This window comes from Stenotrophomonas sp. Nf1 (genome assembly GCF_003028475.1).
GTDB lineage: Bacteria > Pseudomonadota > Gammaproteobacteria > Xanthomonadales > Xanthomonadaceae > Stenotrophomonas.
In genome coordinates this window covers 186,902-201,582 of record NZ_PYTV01000006.1, presented here as the reverse complement: position 1 = coordinate 201,582, position 14,681 = coordinate 186,902, and the positions used below count along the sequence as shown (strand labels likewise).

Annotated in this window: 12 protein-coding genes; 2 read left to right on the top strand and 10 right to left on the bottom strand. The window is 67.7% G+C overall.

All coding sequences use genetic code 11. The features are described from left to right. Window positions 1-92 precede the first annotated feature (92 nt). Window positions 93-1,136, top strand: a complete 1,044-nt coding sequence (locus C9412_RS12960; protein WP_107231994.1) for an oxidoreductase — start codon at window positions 93-95, stop codon at window positions 1,134-1,136. 183 nt (window positions 1,137-1,319) lie between these two features. Here C9412_RS12960 and gnd read toward each other — a convergent pair whose 3' ends face one another. The 7 genes from gnd to C9412_RS12925 all read right to left on the bottom strand — a co-directional run bounded on the left by gnd (window position 1,320) and on the right by C9412_RS12925 (window position 8,719). Further along, window positions 1,320-2,225: a phosphogluconate dehydrogenase (NAD(+)-dependent, decarboxylating) gene (gnd, locus tag C9412_RS12955; RefSeq protein WP_107231993.1), complete on the bottom strand. Its 906-nt coding sequence runs from the start codon at window positions 2,223-2,225 to the stop codon at window positions 1,320-1,322. Window positions 2,226-2,235: 10 nt separating this feature from the next. Beyond that, window positions 2,236-3,474 (bottom strand): hypothetical protein, encoded by a 1,239-nt coding sequence (locus C9412_RS12950; RefSeq protein WP_107232083.1) that lies wholly within the window; start codon window positions 3,472-3,474, stop codon window positions 2,236-2,238. A 17-nt stretch (window positions 3,475-3,491) separates the two neighbouring features. Next, complete coding sequence (locus C9412_RS12945) at window positions 3,492-4,088, bottom strand: DUF2242 domain-containing protein (protein ID WP_107231992.1); 597 nt, start codon at window positions 4,086-4,088, stop codon at window positions 3,492-3,494. Window positions 4,089-4,272: 184 nt separating this feature from the next. Continuing rightward, window positions 4,273-6,450: a carboxy terminal-processing peptidase gene (locus C9412_RS12940; RefSeq protein ID WP_107231991.1), complete on the bottom strand. Its 2,178-nt coding sequence runs from the start codon at window positions 6,448-6,450 to the stop codon at window positions 4,273-4,275. 263 nt (window positions 6,451-6,713) lie between these two features. After that, complete coding sequence (lipA, locus tag C9412_RS12935; protein WP_107231990.1) at window positions 6,714-7,724, bottom strand: lipoyl synthase; 1,011 nt, start codon at window positions 7,722-7,724, stop codon at window positions 6,714-6,716. Between the two features lie 18 nt (window positions 7,725-7,742). Next, window positions 7,743-8,453, bottom strand: coding sequence for a lipoyl(octanoyl) transferase LipB (lipB, locus tag C9412_RS12930; RefSeq protein ID WP_107231989.1), 711 nt, complete (start codon window positions 8,451-8,453; stop codon window positions 7,743-7,745). Further along, entirely contained in the window at window positions 8,441-8,719 is a 279-nt protein-coding gene (locus C9412_RS12925) for a YbeD family protein (protein ID WP_005411067.1), read from the bottom strand. Before C9412_RS12925 ends, lipB begins: the two co-directional genes overlap by 13 nt. A 318-nt stretch (window positions 8,720-9,037) precedes the next feature. On the opposite strand from C9412_RS12925, the gene C9412_RS12920 reads away from it, so the two are divergent. Further along, window positions 9,038-10,096 carry a lipid A deacylase LpxR family protein gene (locus C9412_RS12920; protein ID WP_181358706.1) on the top strand — a complete coding sequence of 353 codons (1,059 nt, stop codon included), beginning with the start codon at window positions 9,038-9,040 and terminating at the stop codon, window positions 10,094-10,096. 332 nt (window positions 10,097-10,428) lie between these two features. Here C9412_RS12920 and C9412_RS12915 read toward each other — a convergent pair whose 3' ends face one another. The 3 genes from C9412_RS12915 to mltB form a co-directional block, all read right to left on the bottom strand. Then, the gene (locus C9412_RS12915) at window positions 10,429-11,649 is read right to left on the bottom strand and encodes a D-alanyl-D-alanine carboxypeptidase family protein (RefSeq protein ID WP_107231987.1); all 1,221 of its coding nucleotides are present in this window, start codon (window positions 11,647-11,649) and stop codon (window positions 10,429-10,431) included. A gap of 100 nt (window positions 11,650-11,749) precedes the next feature. Continuing rightward, window positions 11,750-13,018, bottom strand: coding sequence for a septal ring lytic transglycosylase RlpA family protein (locus C9412_RS12910; protein WP_107231986.1), 1,269 nt, complete (start codon window positions 13,016-13,018; stop codon window positions 11,750-11,752). Further along, window positions 13,015-14,160, bottom strand: coding sequence for a lytic murein transglycosylase B (mltB, locus tag C9412_RS12905; protein ID WP_107231985.1), 1,146 nt, complete (start codon window positions 14,158-14,160; stop codon window positions 13,015-13,017). Before mltB ends, C9412_RS12910 begins: the two co-directional genes overlap by 4 nt. Window positions 14,161-14,681 lie beyond the last annotated feature (521 nt).

The window sequence follows — 14,681 nt, the reverse complement described above, 5'->3', positions numbered from 1 at the left end:
CGTGAATCGAAGCGTCTGCAGCGGCAACCGTTCAGTTTTGGCCTGCCAGCGCCCGTCGTTTACCCTGCCCTTCCCACTGCCGGAGCTCTGTCATGCGCCCCGACCTGCACCTGGCCCTGATCGGCTACGGCCTGGCCGGCCGTGTCTTCCATGCACCGCTGATCCAGCACACGCCCGGGCTGGTGCTGCACAGCATCGTCAGTTCGCAACGCGACACGCTGCTGCGCGCGTTCAGCGACGTGCACGTGCGCGCCTCGCCACAGGAGGTCTTCGACGATCCCGCCGTGGATGCGGTGGTGATCGCCACGCCCAACGCCCAGCACGCGCCACTGGCAATAGCGGCGCTGGCCGCTGGCAAGCACGTGCTGGTTGACAAACCGTTTGCACTCGGCGTTGCCGAAGCCGAAGCAGTGCTGGCCGCTGCGCGCGATGCCGGGCGCATCGCCACCGTGTTCCAGAACCGTCGCTTCGATGCCGACTTCCTCACCCTGCAGGCGCTGCTGGCCGATGGCGTGTTGGGTGAGGTGGCCGAGTGCCATGCGCACTTCGATCGCTACCGGCCGCAGGTGCGTGACCGCTGGCGCGAGCAGGAAGGACCCGGCAGCGGCCTGTGGTACGACCTGGGCCCGCATCTGCTGGACCAGATGCTGGTGCTGTTCGGCTGGCCGCAGGCGATCGACACCGATCTGGCCGTGCAGCGCGAGGGCGGCAGCGGTATCGATTACTTCCATGCCGTGCTGCATTACCCACGGCATCGCGCGATCGTGCATGCCGGTTCACTGGTGGCGGCCCCCACGCCGCACTTCAGCGTGCATGGCAGCCAGGCCAGCTGGATCAAGCACGGCCTGGACGTGCAGGAAGCGCAGCTGCGCCGCGGTGTTGCACCGGGTGCGCCGGGCTGGGGCATCGACCCGCGGCATGGCGAGCTGGTGCGCTGCGACGCCGAGGACAACGTGCAGCGCAGTACCGTGGACAACCTGCCCGGCGACTACCGGCGGCTGTACGCGCAGTTCGCAGCGGCGATGCACGGTGATGGCGAAGCCACGGTAAGTCCGGTGCAGGCGCTGCAGCTGATGCGGCTGCTGCAGGCCGGCATGGACAGCGCGCGCGAAGGACGGCGGGTACGGCTGGGGTGACCGGCAGGGCTGCGCCCTGCACCCGCGGTAATGCCGGCCGCTGGCCGGCACTAGCTACGGCAACGTCAAAAGCGGGCATTCCGTGAATGGCGTGGTGGGGCCGCCTTCGACAGATTTCTGCGGCTGGCTTCATGGGGTCAGATCCCTTTCCTGCGGAAAGGGCTCTGACCCCGATTGCGTGGCTTACGACTTCTTGATGGCGTGGCCGCCGAACTCGTTGCGCATCGCCGACAGCAGGCGGTCGGTGAACGAATTGGATTCGCGCGAGCGCAGCCGTTCCAGCAGCGACAGCGTGATCACCGGTGCCGGTACGTCCAGCGCGATGGCTTCGGCCACCGTCCAGCGGCCTTCGCCGGAATCCTCCACGTAGGGCGCAATGCCGTCCAGCGATGGGTTGCGCTTGAGCGCTTCGGTGCTCAGATCCAGCAGCCACGAACGCACCACGCTGCCATGGCGCCACACCTCGGCCACCTGCGCCAGGTCCAGCTCCATCTCCTGCTTACGCTCCATCAGCGCGAAGCCTTCGGCATAGGCCTGCATCATTCCGTACTCGATGCCGTTGTGGACCATCTTGGTGAAGTGACCGGCGCCGGACGGGCCGACACGCGCCCAGCCGCGATCTTCGGCCGGTGCCAGCGTGCGCAGCAGCGGCGCGATCTGTTCCACCACCGACGCTTCGCCACCGACCATCAGGCTGTAGCCTTCCTGCAGGCCCCACACGCCACCGCTGGTGCCGCAGTCGACGTAGCCCAGATCGTCCTCGGCCAGCGCCTTGGCGCGCCGGATCGAGTCCTGGTAGTTGGAGTTGCCACCGTCGATGACGATGTCACCCTCGGCCAGGTGCGGGGTCAGCTGGCCCAGGGTCTGGTCGACCGTTTCGCCGGCCGGCACCATCAGCCACAGCACGCGCGGCACCGGCAGCGCGGCCACGGCCGCAGCCAGCGAATCAACCACCTCCAGGCCGGCCTCGGCGGCGCGCTGGCGGGCACCTTCGCCCGGGTCGTAGCCGACCACGCGGTGGCCGCCGCGATGCAGGCGCTGGGCCATGTTGGCGCCCATGCGGCCGAGGCCGATCATTGCAATATCCATTGTTTCACCTTCAGTTGGGGTCTAGGGTCAGGCTGCCTGGCCTGCCGGTAGCCGCGCAGTGGCGCAGCTGCGCCTCGCGCCAACGCCGGTAGAGCGTGGTATGCAGATTGTGCACCGCCAGGTCGATCGAAAACGGGGTTCGCGGGTTGCGATCGAGCAGGCGGGCGATGTGGTATCCGATGGGACGTATACCGCGTGGATGCACATAGATCACGAACTGCTGGTAGAACGGATCGTCCAGCAGCTGGTCCATGCGCGCCAGCGTGGCGCGATGGCGCGGCGCCAGAGCCGCGCGCAGTTGCGCATCGCGCTCGAACAGCAGACGCTCGAAATAACGCATGCCGACGCGCGGCATGCCCTGCGCCAGCCGCCACAGCTCGGCATTGCGCTGGTCGTACCAGGCCAAGCCGCCGTGCAGCGCCAGTGCCTGCGCGGCGCCCTCGCCCACCGACACCACCACGAAGTTCTCGGCCTGGTTGCTCAGGTCATCCAGCGTGCCCGCGTCGTACACATGCTCGATGAAACCCGGCACGCCAACGAACGCCTGCCGGCCCATCGCCGATGTGCGCACCGCCTTGCCATCGGCAAAGAAGTCGCCCGCATGCGCGCCGAGCAGGATGCTGTCGGTGTCATGCAGTGCGAGGAACGTGCCGATCGACAGTTCAGCGGGTATGAATTCCGCATCGAACGCAGCATCGCCATACAGTTCGCGCTGGGTCGCCAGCTGCGCGACCTGGCGGCCGACACCGCACTCGGCGCGCACCGAACCGCTGTAGAACGCCTGCAGCGCGTGGCTGTTGCTGGCAGTGGGCACAAAGCCACGACCGAAGCTGCGCGTGCGCTGCCAGCCCTGCGAAGGCGCGCCCTGCACGCCAAAACCGATCCACCCCATCTGCAGGCCGGAGAAGCGGAAGCCTGTGTTGCCCTGCAATGCGGCCGTTGCACGGCCGGTGGCCGCGCCCAGTTCGAAGGCATAGGCGCAGACCGTGGCCGGGTCGTCCAGCAGCTGCTGCAACAGCGCCTGGCGCGATGCAGGCGGCAGATCCGCCGGCCAGCGCACGTGCAGGTCACCTGCTGCCTGCGCCGCCGCCAGCGAAGCACGCGCGCACACCGGCCCGCCCTGTATCTCGGGCGCGGCAACCGCCGCGTCTTCGAAGCGCCAGCCCAGTCGCTGCAACAGGCCCTGCACACAGTCGGCGGGCGTGGACGCGGCGCCCAGCGCGGGCACCAGCAGCAGCGCCACGCCCATCAGCCTGCCACGCACGCTCAACCCTGGTCCGTGGCCGCCGGTGCGGGTTCAGGGGCCGGCGGTGGCGGTGGCGGTGGCGGTGATTTGCCGGAGTCTGCTGGCAGGTACTGTTGCAGGCGCTGGAAGAAGCGCCGATAGAACTCGGCATCGGTGACCGTGCTGCTGGCCACCTTCACCAGCGAGTCGTCATTGCTGCCGAACGGCAGCGATACCGAACCCAGCGCACCGACGCCGACACTGGCCGAGGTCGGGCTCTTCTTCAGCGCGTAGCGGTCCTGCACGGCACTGACGAACACCAGCGCCTGGCTGCCGCGCGGCGCACAGGAGATGCGCAGCACCAGCTGCTCGTGATCATCTTCGCGTGGCTGGAAATTCTTGTTCCCTTCCACCTGGGTGTCGTCGGCGCGGGCGATGGCATAGCCCTGGCTGAGCAGGGTGCGGCGTGCCGCCTCGCAGGCCTCGCCGGGGCGACCCTCGACCGTGCGCGAGAAGGTATCGCCCGAATCAAAGGACTCGCGCAGTACGGTGCTGTCGGCGGCGCGACCACCACAGGCCGACAGGATCAGGGCGCTGGACAGCGCCACGACAACGCTGGAAAGACGGGAGGCCCGCATGGGTACTCCTGCGAGGACGGTACCGCCAAGGGTAGTCCCGCCCCCGTGTGCGGCAGGTCGAAACCGGCGCCCACGTTGGTCCCGGTTCATCCGCCGGGCATGGCCCGGCGCTACCGGGATGGAGCCTCCAGACGACGAAGGGCCGGCAATGCCGGCCCTTCGGGTCTCTCATCCGCTGAGCCGCTCAGTCGGCCCAGCGACCGGCACCAGTGGACTGCGGCAGCACCTGCGCCGACAGCGGGCGATCCGCCTCCAGCAGGTTCACCGCATCGGCCAGGATCGAGGCCGATTCACGCAGCAGCGGGTCCGGACGCTTCTCGGCGGCCTTCTCGCGCGCGGCATCCTTGACGATGTCACGCTCGTTGCCGGTCAGGCCGTCATCGCTGCTGTCATCGGCCAGCGGGTCCAGGGCCAGGCCCAGTTCCTTGCGCTGCAGCTGGCGCTCCTTGCGCTGGGTGTCCTGGCGCTCACGCTCGGCGCGGCGGGTAGCTTCGTTCAACGAGATGTACTTCTTCGCCGCTTCGGTGCGGAACTGCTCCACATCCTCGTTCCACCACTGGAATTCCTTGTCGGTGGCGATGCGCGCGTCGTGGCGGGTCTCCAGCTTCGGCAGCAACGGCGCGAAGTTTCCGTACTGGGTGTGCGGCACGGCCGCGATGCGGGTCCACGGCAACGCGTTGTCGTAGGTGCTTTCGCCGAACTCGGTGGCATCGACGCTGGCCGGGAAGGCCAGGTCCGGCACCACGCCCTTGTGCTGGGTGCTGCTGCCGCTGATACGGAAGAACTGGGCGATGGTCAGCTTCACCTGGCCAAAGCGCTGGGTCTCGCCACTCGGCCAACGGTCGAGGTCGACGATGTTCTGCACGGTGCCCTTGCCGAAGCTGGTCTCACCGATCACCAGGCCACGGCCGTAGTCCTGGATGGCGCCGGCGAAGATTTCCGAGGCCGAGGCCGAACCACGGTTGATCAGAACGGCCAGCGGGCCGTCCCACGCCACGCCTTGGTTGCGGTCGCTGTTGACGGTGACGCGGCCACCGGACTCGCGCACCTGCACCACCGGGCCCTGCTCGATGAACAGGCCGGTCAGTTCGATCGCCTCATCCAGCGAACCGCCGCCGTTGTTGCGCAGGTCCAGCACCACGCCATCCAGCTTGTCGTTCTTGAAGCCGGCCAGCAGCTTGGCCACGTCGCGGGTGGCCGAGGCATAGTCGGCCGCATTGCGGCGACGGCCTTCGAAGTCCTGGTAGAAGGTCGGCAGCTTGATCACGCCGACCTTGCGCGCCGGTTCGCCATTGGCGGCCGGAATGGTCATGGTCTCGCCCTTGGCGGCCTGTTCGGCCAGGCGCACCTTCTGCCGGGTCAGCACCAGCGTGTGGTGCTTGCCGTCGGCGCCTTCGGCGGCCGGAATGAATTCCAGCTTGACCTGGGTGTCCTTGGCGCCGCGGATCTTGGCCACGACGTCATCGATGCGCCAGCCGATCACGTCCTCGACCTGGCCGGACTTGCCCTGGCCGACGCCGACGATGCGGTCACCCGGCTTCAGCGTGCCGTCCACCGCGGCCGGGCCGCCGGCAATGATCTCGCGGATCACCACCACATCGTCCTGGCGCTGCAGCTGCGCACCGATGCCTTCCAGCGACAGCGACATCGCCTGGTTGAAGTTCTCGGCGGTACGCGGGGTGAAGTAATCGGTGTGCGGGTCGACCGCGCTGGTATAGGCGTTCATGAAGAACTGGAAGACGTCCTCGCCCTTCAGTTCGTTGACCGACTTCTCCAGCGTCGCGTAGCGCTTGTCCAGCGTCTTGCGGATGTCATCGGGCTTCTTGCCGGCCAGCTTCAGGCGCAGCCAATCGTTCTTGACCGACTTGCGCCACAGCTCATCCAGCTCGGCACTGCTGGCCGCCCACGGCACCTTCTTGCGGTCGTACTCGAAGCGCTCGTCGGTGGTGAAGTCCGGCTCCTGCTTGAGCAGCTTGCGCGCATAGGCCACGCGCTCACCGACGCGCTGCTTGTAGACGGCGAACACCTGGAACGACGGCTCCAGCTCGCCGCCGCGGATGGCCGAGGCGATGTTGGCTTCAAACGGTGCGAAACGGGCCACGTCGGCCTGGGTGAAGTACTGCTTGCCACCGTCCAGCGTCTCCAGGTAGCGCTTGAACACGTCCTTGGAGGTGGCCTCGTCCAGCGCGCGCGGGCGGTAGGCGTAGCGGCTGTCGGACAACAGGCCGTACACCAGCTTGGAGGTGGTGACCTGATCGGCGGTCGCCGCCGCAGGCAAAGCGGGCGAGTCGGCCTTGGCCGCCAGCGCCAACGGCGCAACCAGCGCCAGGGCCAACAGGAATGCGGGGGCTTTGAATTTCATTGACGTGCTCGAAGGCGCCTTGCCAAGGGGGAGACTGCGGGGTGTTCAGACACCACGACAGTGCCGAAAGTTGCCGGGTTTGTCATCCGGCCACGGCCGGTGGAAAACCAGCCTAGCCGGGCCGGTGTAGCAAATTGTGAATGCATGTAGAGCCGAGCCCATGCTCGGCTGTCCGGCAGCAAGCAGCCGAGCATGGGCTCGGCTCTACGGCAGGCAGAGGTGTGCGGACCAACGGTCCGCACCCACCGGTTCTGCACCTACCCTCAGGAAACGCCGGCGCCCTTGGCCTGCACGTCGGCGTGGTACGACGAGCGCACCATCGGGCCGGAGGCCACGTGGCTGAAGCCCAGCTCGTAGCCGTAGTCTTCCAGCGCCTTGTAGTCGTCCGGGGTCCAGTACTTCAGCACCGGGTGGTGGTGCGCGGTCGGCTGCAGGTACTGGCCGATGGTGATCATGTCCACGTCGTGCGCGCGCAGATCGCGCATGGTGGCCTTGATCTGTTCGAAGTCTTCGCCCAGGCCCAGCATGATGCCGCTCTTGGTCGGCACCTCCGGGTGCTGCGCCTTGAAGTTCTTCAGCAGGTTCAGCGACCACTGGTAGTCCGCGCCCGGGCGCACGTTGCGGTACAGGTCCGGTACGGTTTCGATGTTGTGGTTGAACACATCCGGCGGGTTCTGCGCCAGGATCTCCAGCGCGCGCTCCATGCGGCCCTTGCCGCGGAAGTCCGGGGTCAGCACTTCGATGCGGGTACCCGGCGACTTCTCGCGGATGGCGGTGATGCAGTCGACAAAGTGCTGGGCACCGCCGTCGCGCAGGTCATCGCGGTCGACGCTGGTCACCACCACGTACTTCAGGCCCATGTCGGCCACGGTCTGGCCGAGGCTGGCCGGCTCGTTGGCATCGGGCGGCTTCGGGCGGCCGTGGGCCACATCGCAGAACGAGCAGCGGCGGGTGCAGACTTCACCCAGGATCATGAAAGTGGCGGTGCCGTGGCCGAAGCACTCGTGGATGTTCGGGCAGCTGGCTTCCTCGCACACGGTCACCAGGCGGTTCTCGCGCAGCTTGGCCTTCAGGTTCTGCACGGCATTGCCCGAAGGAATGCGTACGCGGATCCACGACGGCTTGCGCAGCACCGGCGCGTCGGCGAACTGCACCGGCGAGCGGTTGATCTTGTCACCGCCCAGCTGCTTGACCCCGGCCTGCAACGGCGCGGCGGACGGAGAGTCGCCCTGCACGATCTGCAGGGGAATGGAACGGGCGGTGGTTTCAGTCATGGCAGTTCCGGGGGGCGGTCAGGCGGCCGCAGAAAGATCAGGCAGTTCCGGCGTGTGCTGCAGCAGCAGGCCGAACTGGCGGGCCAGGTGGTCCAGCAGCACCGGCTTGACGGCATCCATCCCGGAGGGGCCGCCCAAGTCTACCACCGAGGTCACCTGCAACCCCTGGTAGCCACAGGGATTGATGCGGTGGAAGGGTTCCAGGTCCATCGACACATTGAAGGCCAGGCCATGGAAGGTGCAGCCGCGGCGCACGCGGATGCCGAGCGCAGCGATCTTGGCGCCACCGACATAGACGCCCGGGGCGCCCTCGCGGCGTTCGGCGCCGATGTTCCACTCGCCCAGGGTATCGATGAGGGCCTGTTCGATGCGGCACACGTAGTCGCGCACACCGATGCCCAGCCGCGGCAGGCGCAGCAGCGGGTAGACCACGAGCTGGCCGGGGCCGTGATAGGTCACCTGGCCGCCACGGTCCACATGCAGCACCGGGATATCGCCCGGCGCCAGCACGTGTTCGTCCTTGCCGGCCTGGCCCAGGGTGAACACCGGGTCGTGCTCGACCACCCACAGTTCGTCGGCATCGGTGTCGCTGCGCTGGTCGGTGAAGCGCTGCATCGCGCGCCACACCGGCTCGTATGGCTGGCGGCCGAGGTCGCGGACCACCGCCGGACGCGGCGCGCGGTCTTCCGGGGCGGCGGCGGCCGGGCAGCTGTCGGCTACAGCGTCCACTTCACTTCCGGGTGGTCGCGCAGCGCCTGGTGGGCCAGGTCGTACTGTTCGCGGCTTTCGGCCTTGAACACGATGCGGACGGACACGTACTTGCCGTTGGACGAATGCTTCCAGCTGATGCGTTCATTGACGACATCGATGCCGGCGGCCAGCAGCAGGCGGGGGAGCTCATGTTCCAGGCCGCGGTTGGCCGGGCCCATGGCGCTGAGCTCGAACTGGCCGGGGAACTGGAAGCCGTGGTCGGGGTTGTCGGACTTGATTTCCATGGCCCCATTATCGGGCCGCAGGGCAACAAACCCAAGAGTATTCATCAAAGTCAAAGGCGGCACCTGCGGGCTGCTGCGTTGCAGGCAGCGGCGAAGCCCGCCGGCCACCCCAACGCCAGCTGACTGGCACCGGCACGGCGCAGGGCGGCCCGGCCGGTGGCTTGGCCGGGCACCTGTAACGGATTGTGTCGGCCGGACAATGTTGTTTTCGGAACAGACAAGTGAGCGGAAAGCGCTCGTTCCGTCACAGGCGCACGAGTACCGTGTCGTTGCAGAAAACGACAAACCAGTGCCCCCTTCCCCATGAGCATTCCATCCATGCGTAGCGTCGCAGCCCTCGGGCTGTCCGGCCTGTTGGCCGCCGCCCTCCCCCTTGCCGCCCAGGCCGCTGAACAATGCGGCCCGGACGCGATGCGCGACCACCCGCCGCAGGTCAACTTCCGCGTCGACAACGACCTGTTCGGTGGCCGCCACCAGGACCAGGGCTACACCAACGGCGCGCAGCTGACCCTGGTTTCGCCCAATCTGGTCGACTACACCGATGACCCCTGCCTGCCGCGCATGGCGCGCTGGGTGAACCAGTACCTGGAAGGGCTGCATCCGGGCAGGTTCGAACAGCAGAACATGATCTTCAGCATCGGCCAGGGCATCTTCACCCCGACCGACCCGGCCCGGCGCGATCTGATCGAGGACGATCGCCCGTATGCCGGCGTGCTGCTGGCCAGCTTCGGTTTCAACGCGCGCAGCGGCGACCGCCTGCAGACCACCCAGCTGGCGCTGGGCGTGGTTGGGCCGTGGGCGCAGGGCAAGCAGGTGCAGGATGCGGTGCACAGCCTGCTGGGTGACAAGAAGTTCGAGGGCTGGGACAACCAACTGCACAACGAACCGGTGTTCATGCTGACCCACGAGCGCATGCGGCGCTGGCCGGCCGATGCCAGCATCAACGCCGGCGGCTGGGGCTGGGATGCGATCAGCCATTACGGCGGCTCGATCGGCAACCTGGAAACCAAGGCCAATGCCGGCGGCGAAGTACGTTTCGGCTGGAAGCTGCCCGACGACTTCGGCAGCACGCCGCTGCGCCCGGCCGGTGAGAACACCGCGCCCACGCGCGGTGGCCGTCCCAGCGGCTGGTCCTGGCACCTGTTCGCCACCACCGATGCGGCGTGGGTGATCCGCGATATCACCCTGGACGGCAACACCTTCCGCAGCAGCCACAGCGTGGACAAGCGCCACGTGGTTGCCCAGGCCGGCTACGGCATCGCCGTGATGCGCGGACGCTGGAAGTTCGCGATGGCGCGCTACCACAGCACCCGCGAGTTCAACGGCCAGCGCCAGTCGCCGGTGTTCGGCAGCTTCACCATCAGCCGCTCGCTGTAGGCGAGCGGCTGATGGTGAAGCGGGTAGGTGCCGACCGTTGGTCGGCACACCGGTTTGAATCGCTCGCTGTAGGCGAGCGGCTGATGGGTAGTGCCGGCCGCTGGCCGGCTGTGGCACATCCGGATGGGTTCATGGAGGGCCGGCCAGCGGCCGGCACTACCCACATCCGGATGGGTCCATGAGGAGCCGGCCAGCGGCCGGCACTACCCACATCCGGATGGGTTCATGAGGAGCCGGCCAGCGGCCGGCACTACCCGCATCCGCCACCGCCATTCCGAAACGGAAAAGGCCGGCATTCGCCGGCCTTTTCGTTCACCACGCCGGGGCGTGGATCATTCCGATTCCCACCACATCCAGAAGCTGTCCCACAGGCGCTTGAAGAAGCCGGCCTGTTCGACGGCAGCCACCGCCACCAGCGGTGCTTCGGCAACGACCTTGCCATCCAGGGTCACCTTCACGGTGCCGATCTGCTGGCCGGCGGTGAACGGCGCTTCCAGCGTCTTGGGCACGTCGATGCTCGGCTTCAGGTCGTTGTAGCGGCCGCGCGGCACGCTCACCAGCATCGGCTGGGCCACGCCCAGCTGCACCTTGTCGGTGGTGCCCTTCCAGACCTTGTGCTCGGCCACGGCCTTGCCCGGCTCGTACAGGCGGTGGGTCTCGAAGAAGCGGAAGCCCCAGTTCAGCAGGGCCAGGCTGTCATCGGCACGCTGCTTCTCCGACGCACCGCCCAGCACCACCGCGATCAGGCGCTGATCGCCACGCTGGGCCGAGCTCATCAGGCAGTAGCCCGCCTCGGAGGTGTGGCCGGTCTTGATGCCGTCCACGCTGCCATCGCGCCACAGCAGCAGGTTGCGGTTGGGCTGCTTGATGTTGCCGACCTGGAATTCCTTGATCTTGTTGTACGCGTAGGTTTCCGGGTAGTCGCGCACCATCGCCCGGCCCAGCAGCGCCAGATCGTAGGCGGTGCTGTGATGGCCTTCGGCGGTCAGACCGTGGGCGTTGACGAAGTGCGAGTCCTTCATGCCGATCTTGGCCGCGTAGCTGTTCATCAGCGAGGCGAAGGCCTCTTCGCTGCCGGCCACGTGTTCGGCCAGGGCGATCGCGGCGTCATTGCCGGACTGGATCGCCATGCCCTTTTCCATGTCTTCCAGGCGCGCGGTCTGGTTGACCGGGAAGCCGCTGTAGCTGCCGTCGGTACCGGCGCCGCCTTCGCGCCAGGCGCGTTCGCTCATCATCACCTGGTCATCCGCACGGACCTTGCCGTTCTTGACCTCGGCGGCGATCACGTAGGACGTCATCACCTTGGTGATGCTGGCCGGGGCCAGCTGCTCGTGGACGTTTTCGCCGGCCAGTACCTGGCCGGTGGCGTAATCCATCAGCACCCAGGCCTTGGACACGCTCGGCGCCGGGGCCGGCGGAGTGGCCACGGTGGCCGGGGCGGCAGCGGCAGCGGCGGGCGCCGGCGTGGCCGGAGTCGGCAGCGGAGTCTGGGCGGAAGCCAGGCCCACCACCAGGGTGGCGGCCAGGGCGGTGGCGGCGGAACGGAAATTCATTGGACAGCAGGCTCCAGGGGACGGCCGGGAATGGAGGGTGGAACGTAACGGCCATTGTAAGGCCGGGGGAGCGTGGGCCGGCAGCACCGGCCCGGGCGGATCAATCCTTGACGATCTGCGGCGAACCCAGCCCCAGACCGGCGATGCGGCCGACAAGTTCCGCGGCACTGGCATGGTCGTTGGCGGGAACACGCAGGCGGAACAGGGTACGGCCACCGGCGGCGATGTCGCTGATGGTCGCCCCGACGATGCCGGCAGCGTTGAGCTGGCCCATCGCGCGGTTGGCGTTGTCGCGGCTGGAGAAGCTGGCGACCTGCACCATCACCGCGCCCACCACCTGTTGCGACAGGCTGGGCGTGGCCGGGGCGCTGCGCACCGGTGCCGGTGCCACCGCACGCGGCGCGACACTGGCCACCACGGCCGGCGCAGGGGCCGTGCTGCGCACCGGCGGTGCACTCGGCGGCAGGCTGCTGACCGCCACGTCCGGCGCGGTACTGGCCACGCCCTGGGTGGTGGCCGGCTGGCCGCGCGACGGTGCACCGTCGGTCGGCAGGCGGTTGACCAGGCGATCGATGTCGCTGTCGGCGGGCGCACGTGCGGCCGGTGCCGACCGCGTGCTGGCCATGGCGGTGGCCGCGGCTGCTTCGGCGGCACGACGCTCACGGCGCGAGGGTTTCTGCGCCAGCAGGTTGCTCTCGCCCGGCTGCAGCGCACGCACTTCCACATTGCCGGTGCCGCGCTGGGTGATGCCCAGACGCACCGCGGCGGCGTAACTGAGATCGACCACGCGGCCATCATGGAACGGGCCGCGATCGTTGACGCGCACGATCACCGATTCGCCGTTGTCCAGGTTGGTCACGCGGGCGAAGCTGGGCAGCGGCAGCGTCTTGTGCGCGGCGGTGAACTGGTACATGTCGTAGACCTCGCGGTTGGAGGTCAGGCGGCCATGGAACTTGGCGCCGTAGTAGGAGGCGGTGCCGCGCTCGACGTAATCATGGGTGTCGTCGAGCACCTTGTACGACTTGCCCAGCACCACGTACGGCGACTTGTTGCCGATCGTCGAGCGCTCCTCAGCGGTCACTTCCGGCTCGGGAATGCAGGCCACGTTGGGAATGTAGGTGGGCGTGCTGTCCTTCACCCCGGGCTTGTACAGGCCACCGGCGGTGTAGTTGCCGCGGGTACTCAGGTCTTCCTTGGCCGCCGCATAGGGCGAGCCTTCCGGACAGTGCGCCGGGCGCGAACCGCGGCCCTGCACCAGCGTGCCGCTGGACTTGCCACCGTGGCCGGCGGTGGCCGGCTTCTTCGGCGCGCTGCTGCAGGCCGCCAGCGCGAGGACGATCAAGCTCGGGACCAGCCATCTGATGTTCATGCCGGGGGCAGCTCCTGTCCGGCGATGGCCTGGGACAACTGGAACACGGCCATCGCGTACATCTTCGAGAGGTTGTAGCGGGTGATCGCGTAGTAGTTCTGGAAGCCCAGCCAGTACTGCTTGCCGGTGCTGCCTTCAAGCGTGATTGGCGTGGCGGTGGCGCCCGGCTGCACCGGCGCGCTGGGCTGGTAGCCGCGCTGTGCCAGGTCGGCCAGCGACCAGGTGGGCATCCATTCGGTCGGGTTGAACTCGTCGCGGCCCGGCGCCAGCGTGGCCGGCACGGCCACCTGGCCGCCGCGCACCCAGCCGCCCTTCTTCACGAAGTAGTTGGCGATGGACGAGAACACGTCGTCGTAGCTGTTGAACAGGTCGCGACGGCCATCGCCGTTGCCGTCCACCGCGTAATCGAGGTAGCTGGACGGCATGAACTGGCCCATGCCCATCGCGCCGGCATAGCTGCCCTTGAGCGTGGTGATGTCGAGCTTCTCTTCGCGGCCCAGCTCGAACAGCTTGGCCAGCTCATCGCGGAAGAACAGCTCGCGGCGCACTTCGCGTTCCAGCTTGGCCGGATCGCCGCTGCGCGGGTAATAGAAGGCCAGCGTGTACAGCGCATCGAGCACGCGATGGCTGCCGGCGTTCTTGCCGTAGCTGGTTTCCACGCCGATGATCGCCACGATCACTTCGGCCGGCACGCCGGTGCGCTGCTGCACGCGATCCAGTTCGGCGCGGTGTTCGGCCAGGAACGCGCGGCCACCGTCGATACGTGCCTTGCTGATGAACATCGGCCGGTATTCGTTCCACGGCTTGACCCGCTCGGCCGGGCGCGACATCGCGGCGATGATCGGCTGGCGCACCTGTGCCTGGTCGAGCACGCTGCTGATCTGCTCCGGCTTCAGGCCATAGCGCTTGGCGGTATCGGCAATGAAACGGGCCCGCGCAACCTCGAACGGCACCGGGGTGAGATCGACCGGCGGCGCGCTGGCGGCGGTGGCTTCGGGTGCGGCCTCGGCCGGACCGTGGGCCTTGGCGGCGGGCTGGCGCGGCGTACTGCTGGCCTGGGGCGAAGACGGTGGGGACTTCGGCTGGGTCGCGCAGGCGACCAGGCCGAGGGTGAGCATGCAGGCCAGAGTGCGTCGAATCATCGTCGCAGGTTAGCAGGTCATGGATGAATTAAAACCCCTAACACCATGAATCACAACGATTTGCCCGCGTTCAGCGGGAAATGTGAAGGCGTCGTGATCACCCTGCCCCATTCAGTGAGAGGTGGCCGGTTGCGTCCCCATCCCCGCAGACGCAACCGGCGACCGGATCCGGTCGGTACCTGCGCGGCTGCCGCTCCCCAGTGGCAGTGCTCCGCGTTCCCTGTACCTGTTGGATCAGTACTGCTCCCGCCCGACGCCCCCTCGCGCTGCAACGATTGACGGCGCGCCGTGCCGAACGGGCCGCCATTGTGCAGGCCGATTACGACAAGTCCATTGATCAGGATCAACGCGGCGTAAAAGTGTGAACCCCTTAACAATTTTTCTGGACTTTGGTCAGTGGGCGGGCGTCCACGCGTTGTTGTGAGAACGCTTCCACAATAGGCGTTGCGCAGAGTCAGGAAGGTTCCGGCCAACGGCGCAGCCCTCGTGGGTGGAGGTGGTCGCTGAAAGCCGGATTGCTG

What these genes read in the sequence shown, in the direction of transcription:
- C9412_RS12960 (WP_107231994.1), top strand. Translation starts at nt 93, where the DNA reads ATGCGCCCCGACCTGCACCTGGCCCTGATCGGCTACGGCCTGGCCGGC.
- gnd (WP_107231993.1), bottom strand. Translation starts at nt 2,225, where the DNA reads ATGGATATTGCAATGATCGGCCTCGGCCGCATGGGCGCCAACATGGCC.
- C9412_RS12950 (WP_107232083.1), bottom strand. Translation starts at nt 3,474, where the DNA reads ATGGGCGTGGCGCTGCTGCTGGTGCCCGCGCTGGGCGCCGCGTCCACG.
- C9412_RS12945 (WP_107231992.1), bottom strand. Translation starts at nt 4,088, where the DNA reads ATGCGGGCCTCCCGTCTTTCCAGCGTTGTCGTGGCGCTGTCCAGCGCC.
- C9412_RS12940 (WP_107231991.1), bottom strand. Translation starts at nt 6,450, where the DNA reads ATGAAATTCAAAGCCCCCGCATTCCTGTTGGCCCTGGCGCTGGTTGCG.
- lipA (WP_107231990.1), bottom strand. Translation starts at nt 7,724, where the DNA reads ATGACTGAAACCACCGCCCGTTCCATTCCCCTGCAGATCGTGCAGGGC.
- C9412_RS12925 (WP_005411067.1), bottom strand. Translation starts at nt 8,719, where the DNA reads ATGGAAATCAAGTCCGACAACCCCGACCACGGCTTCCAGTTCCCCGGC.
- C9412_RS12920 (WP_181358706.1), top strand. Translation starts at nt 9,038, where the DNA reads ATGCGTAGCGTCGCAGCCCTCGGGCTGTCCGGCCTGTTGGCCGCCGCC.
- C9412_RS12915 (WP_107231987.1), bottom strand. Translation starts at nt 11,649, where the DNA reads ATGAATTTCCGTTCCGCCGCCACCGCCCTGGCCGCCACCCTGGTGGTG.
- C9412_RS12910 (WP_107231986.1), bottom strand. Translation starts at nt 13,018, where the DNA reads ATGAACATCAGATGGCTGGTCCCGAGCTTGATCGTCCTCGCGCTGGCG.
- mltB (WP_107231985.1), bottom strand. Translation starts at nt 14,160, where the DNA reads ATGATTCGACGCACTCTGGCCTGCATGCTCACCCTCGGCCTGGTCGCC.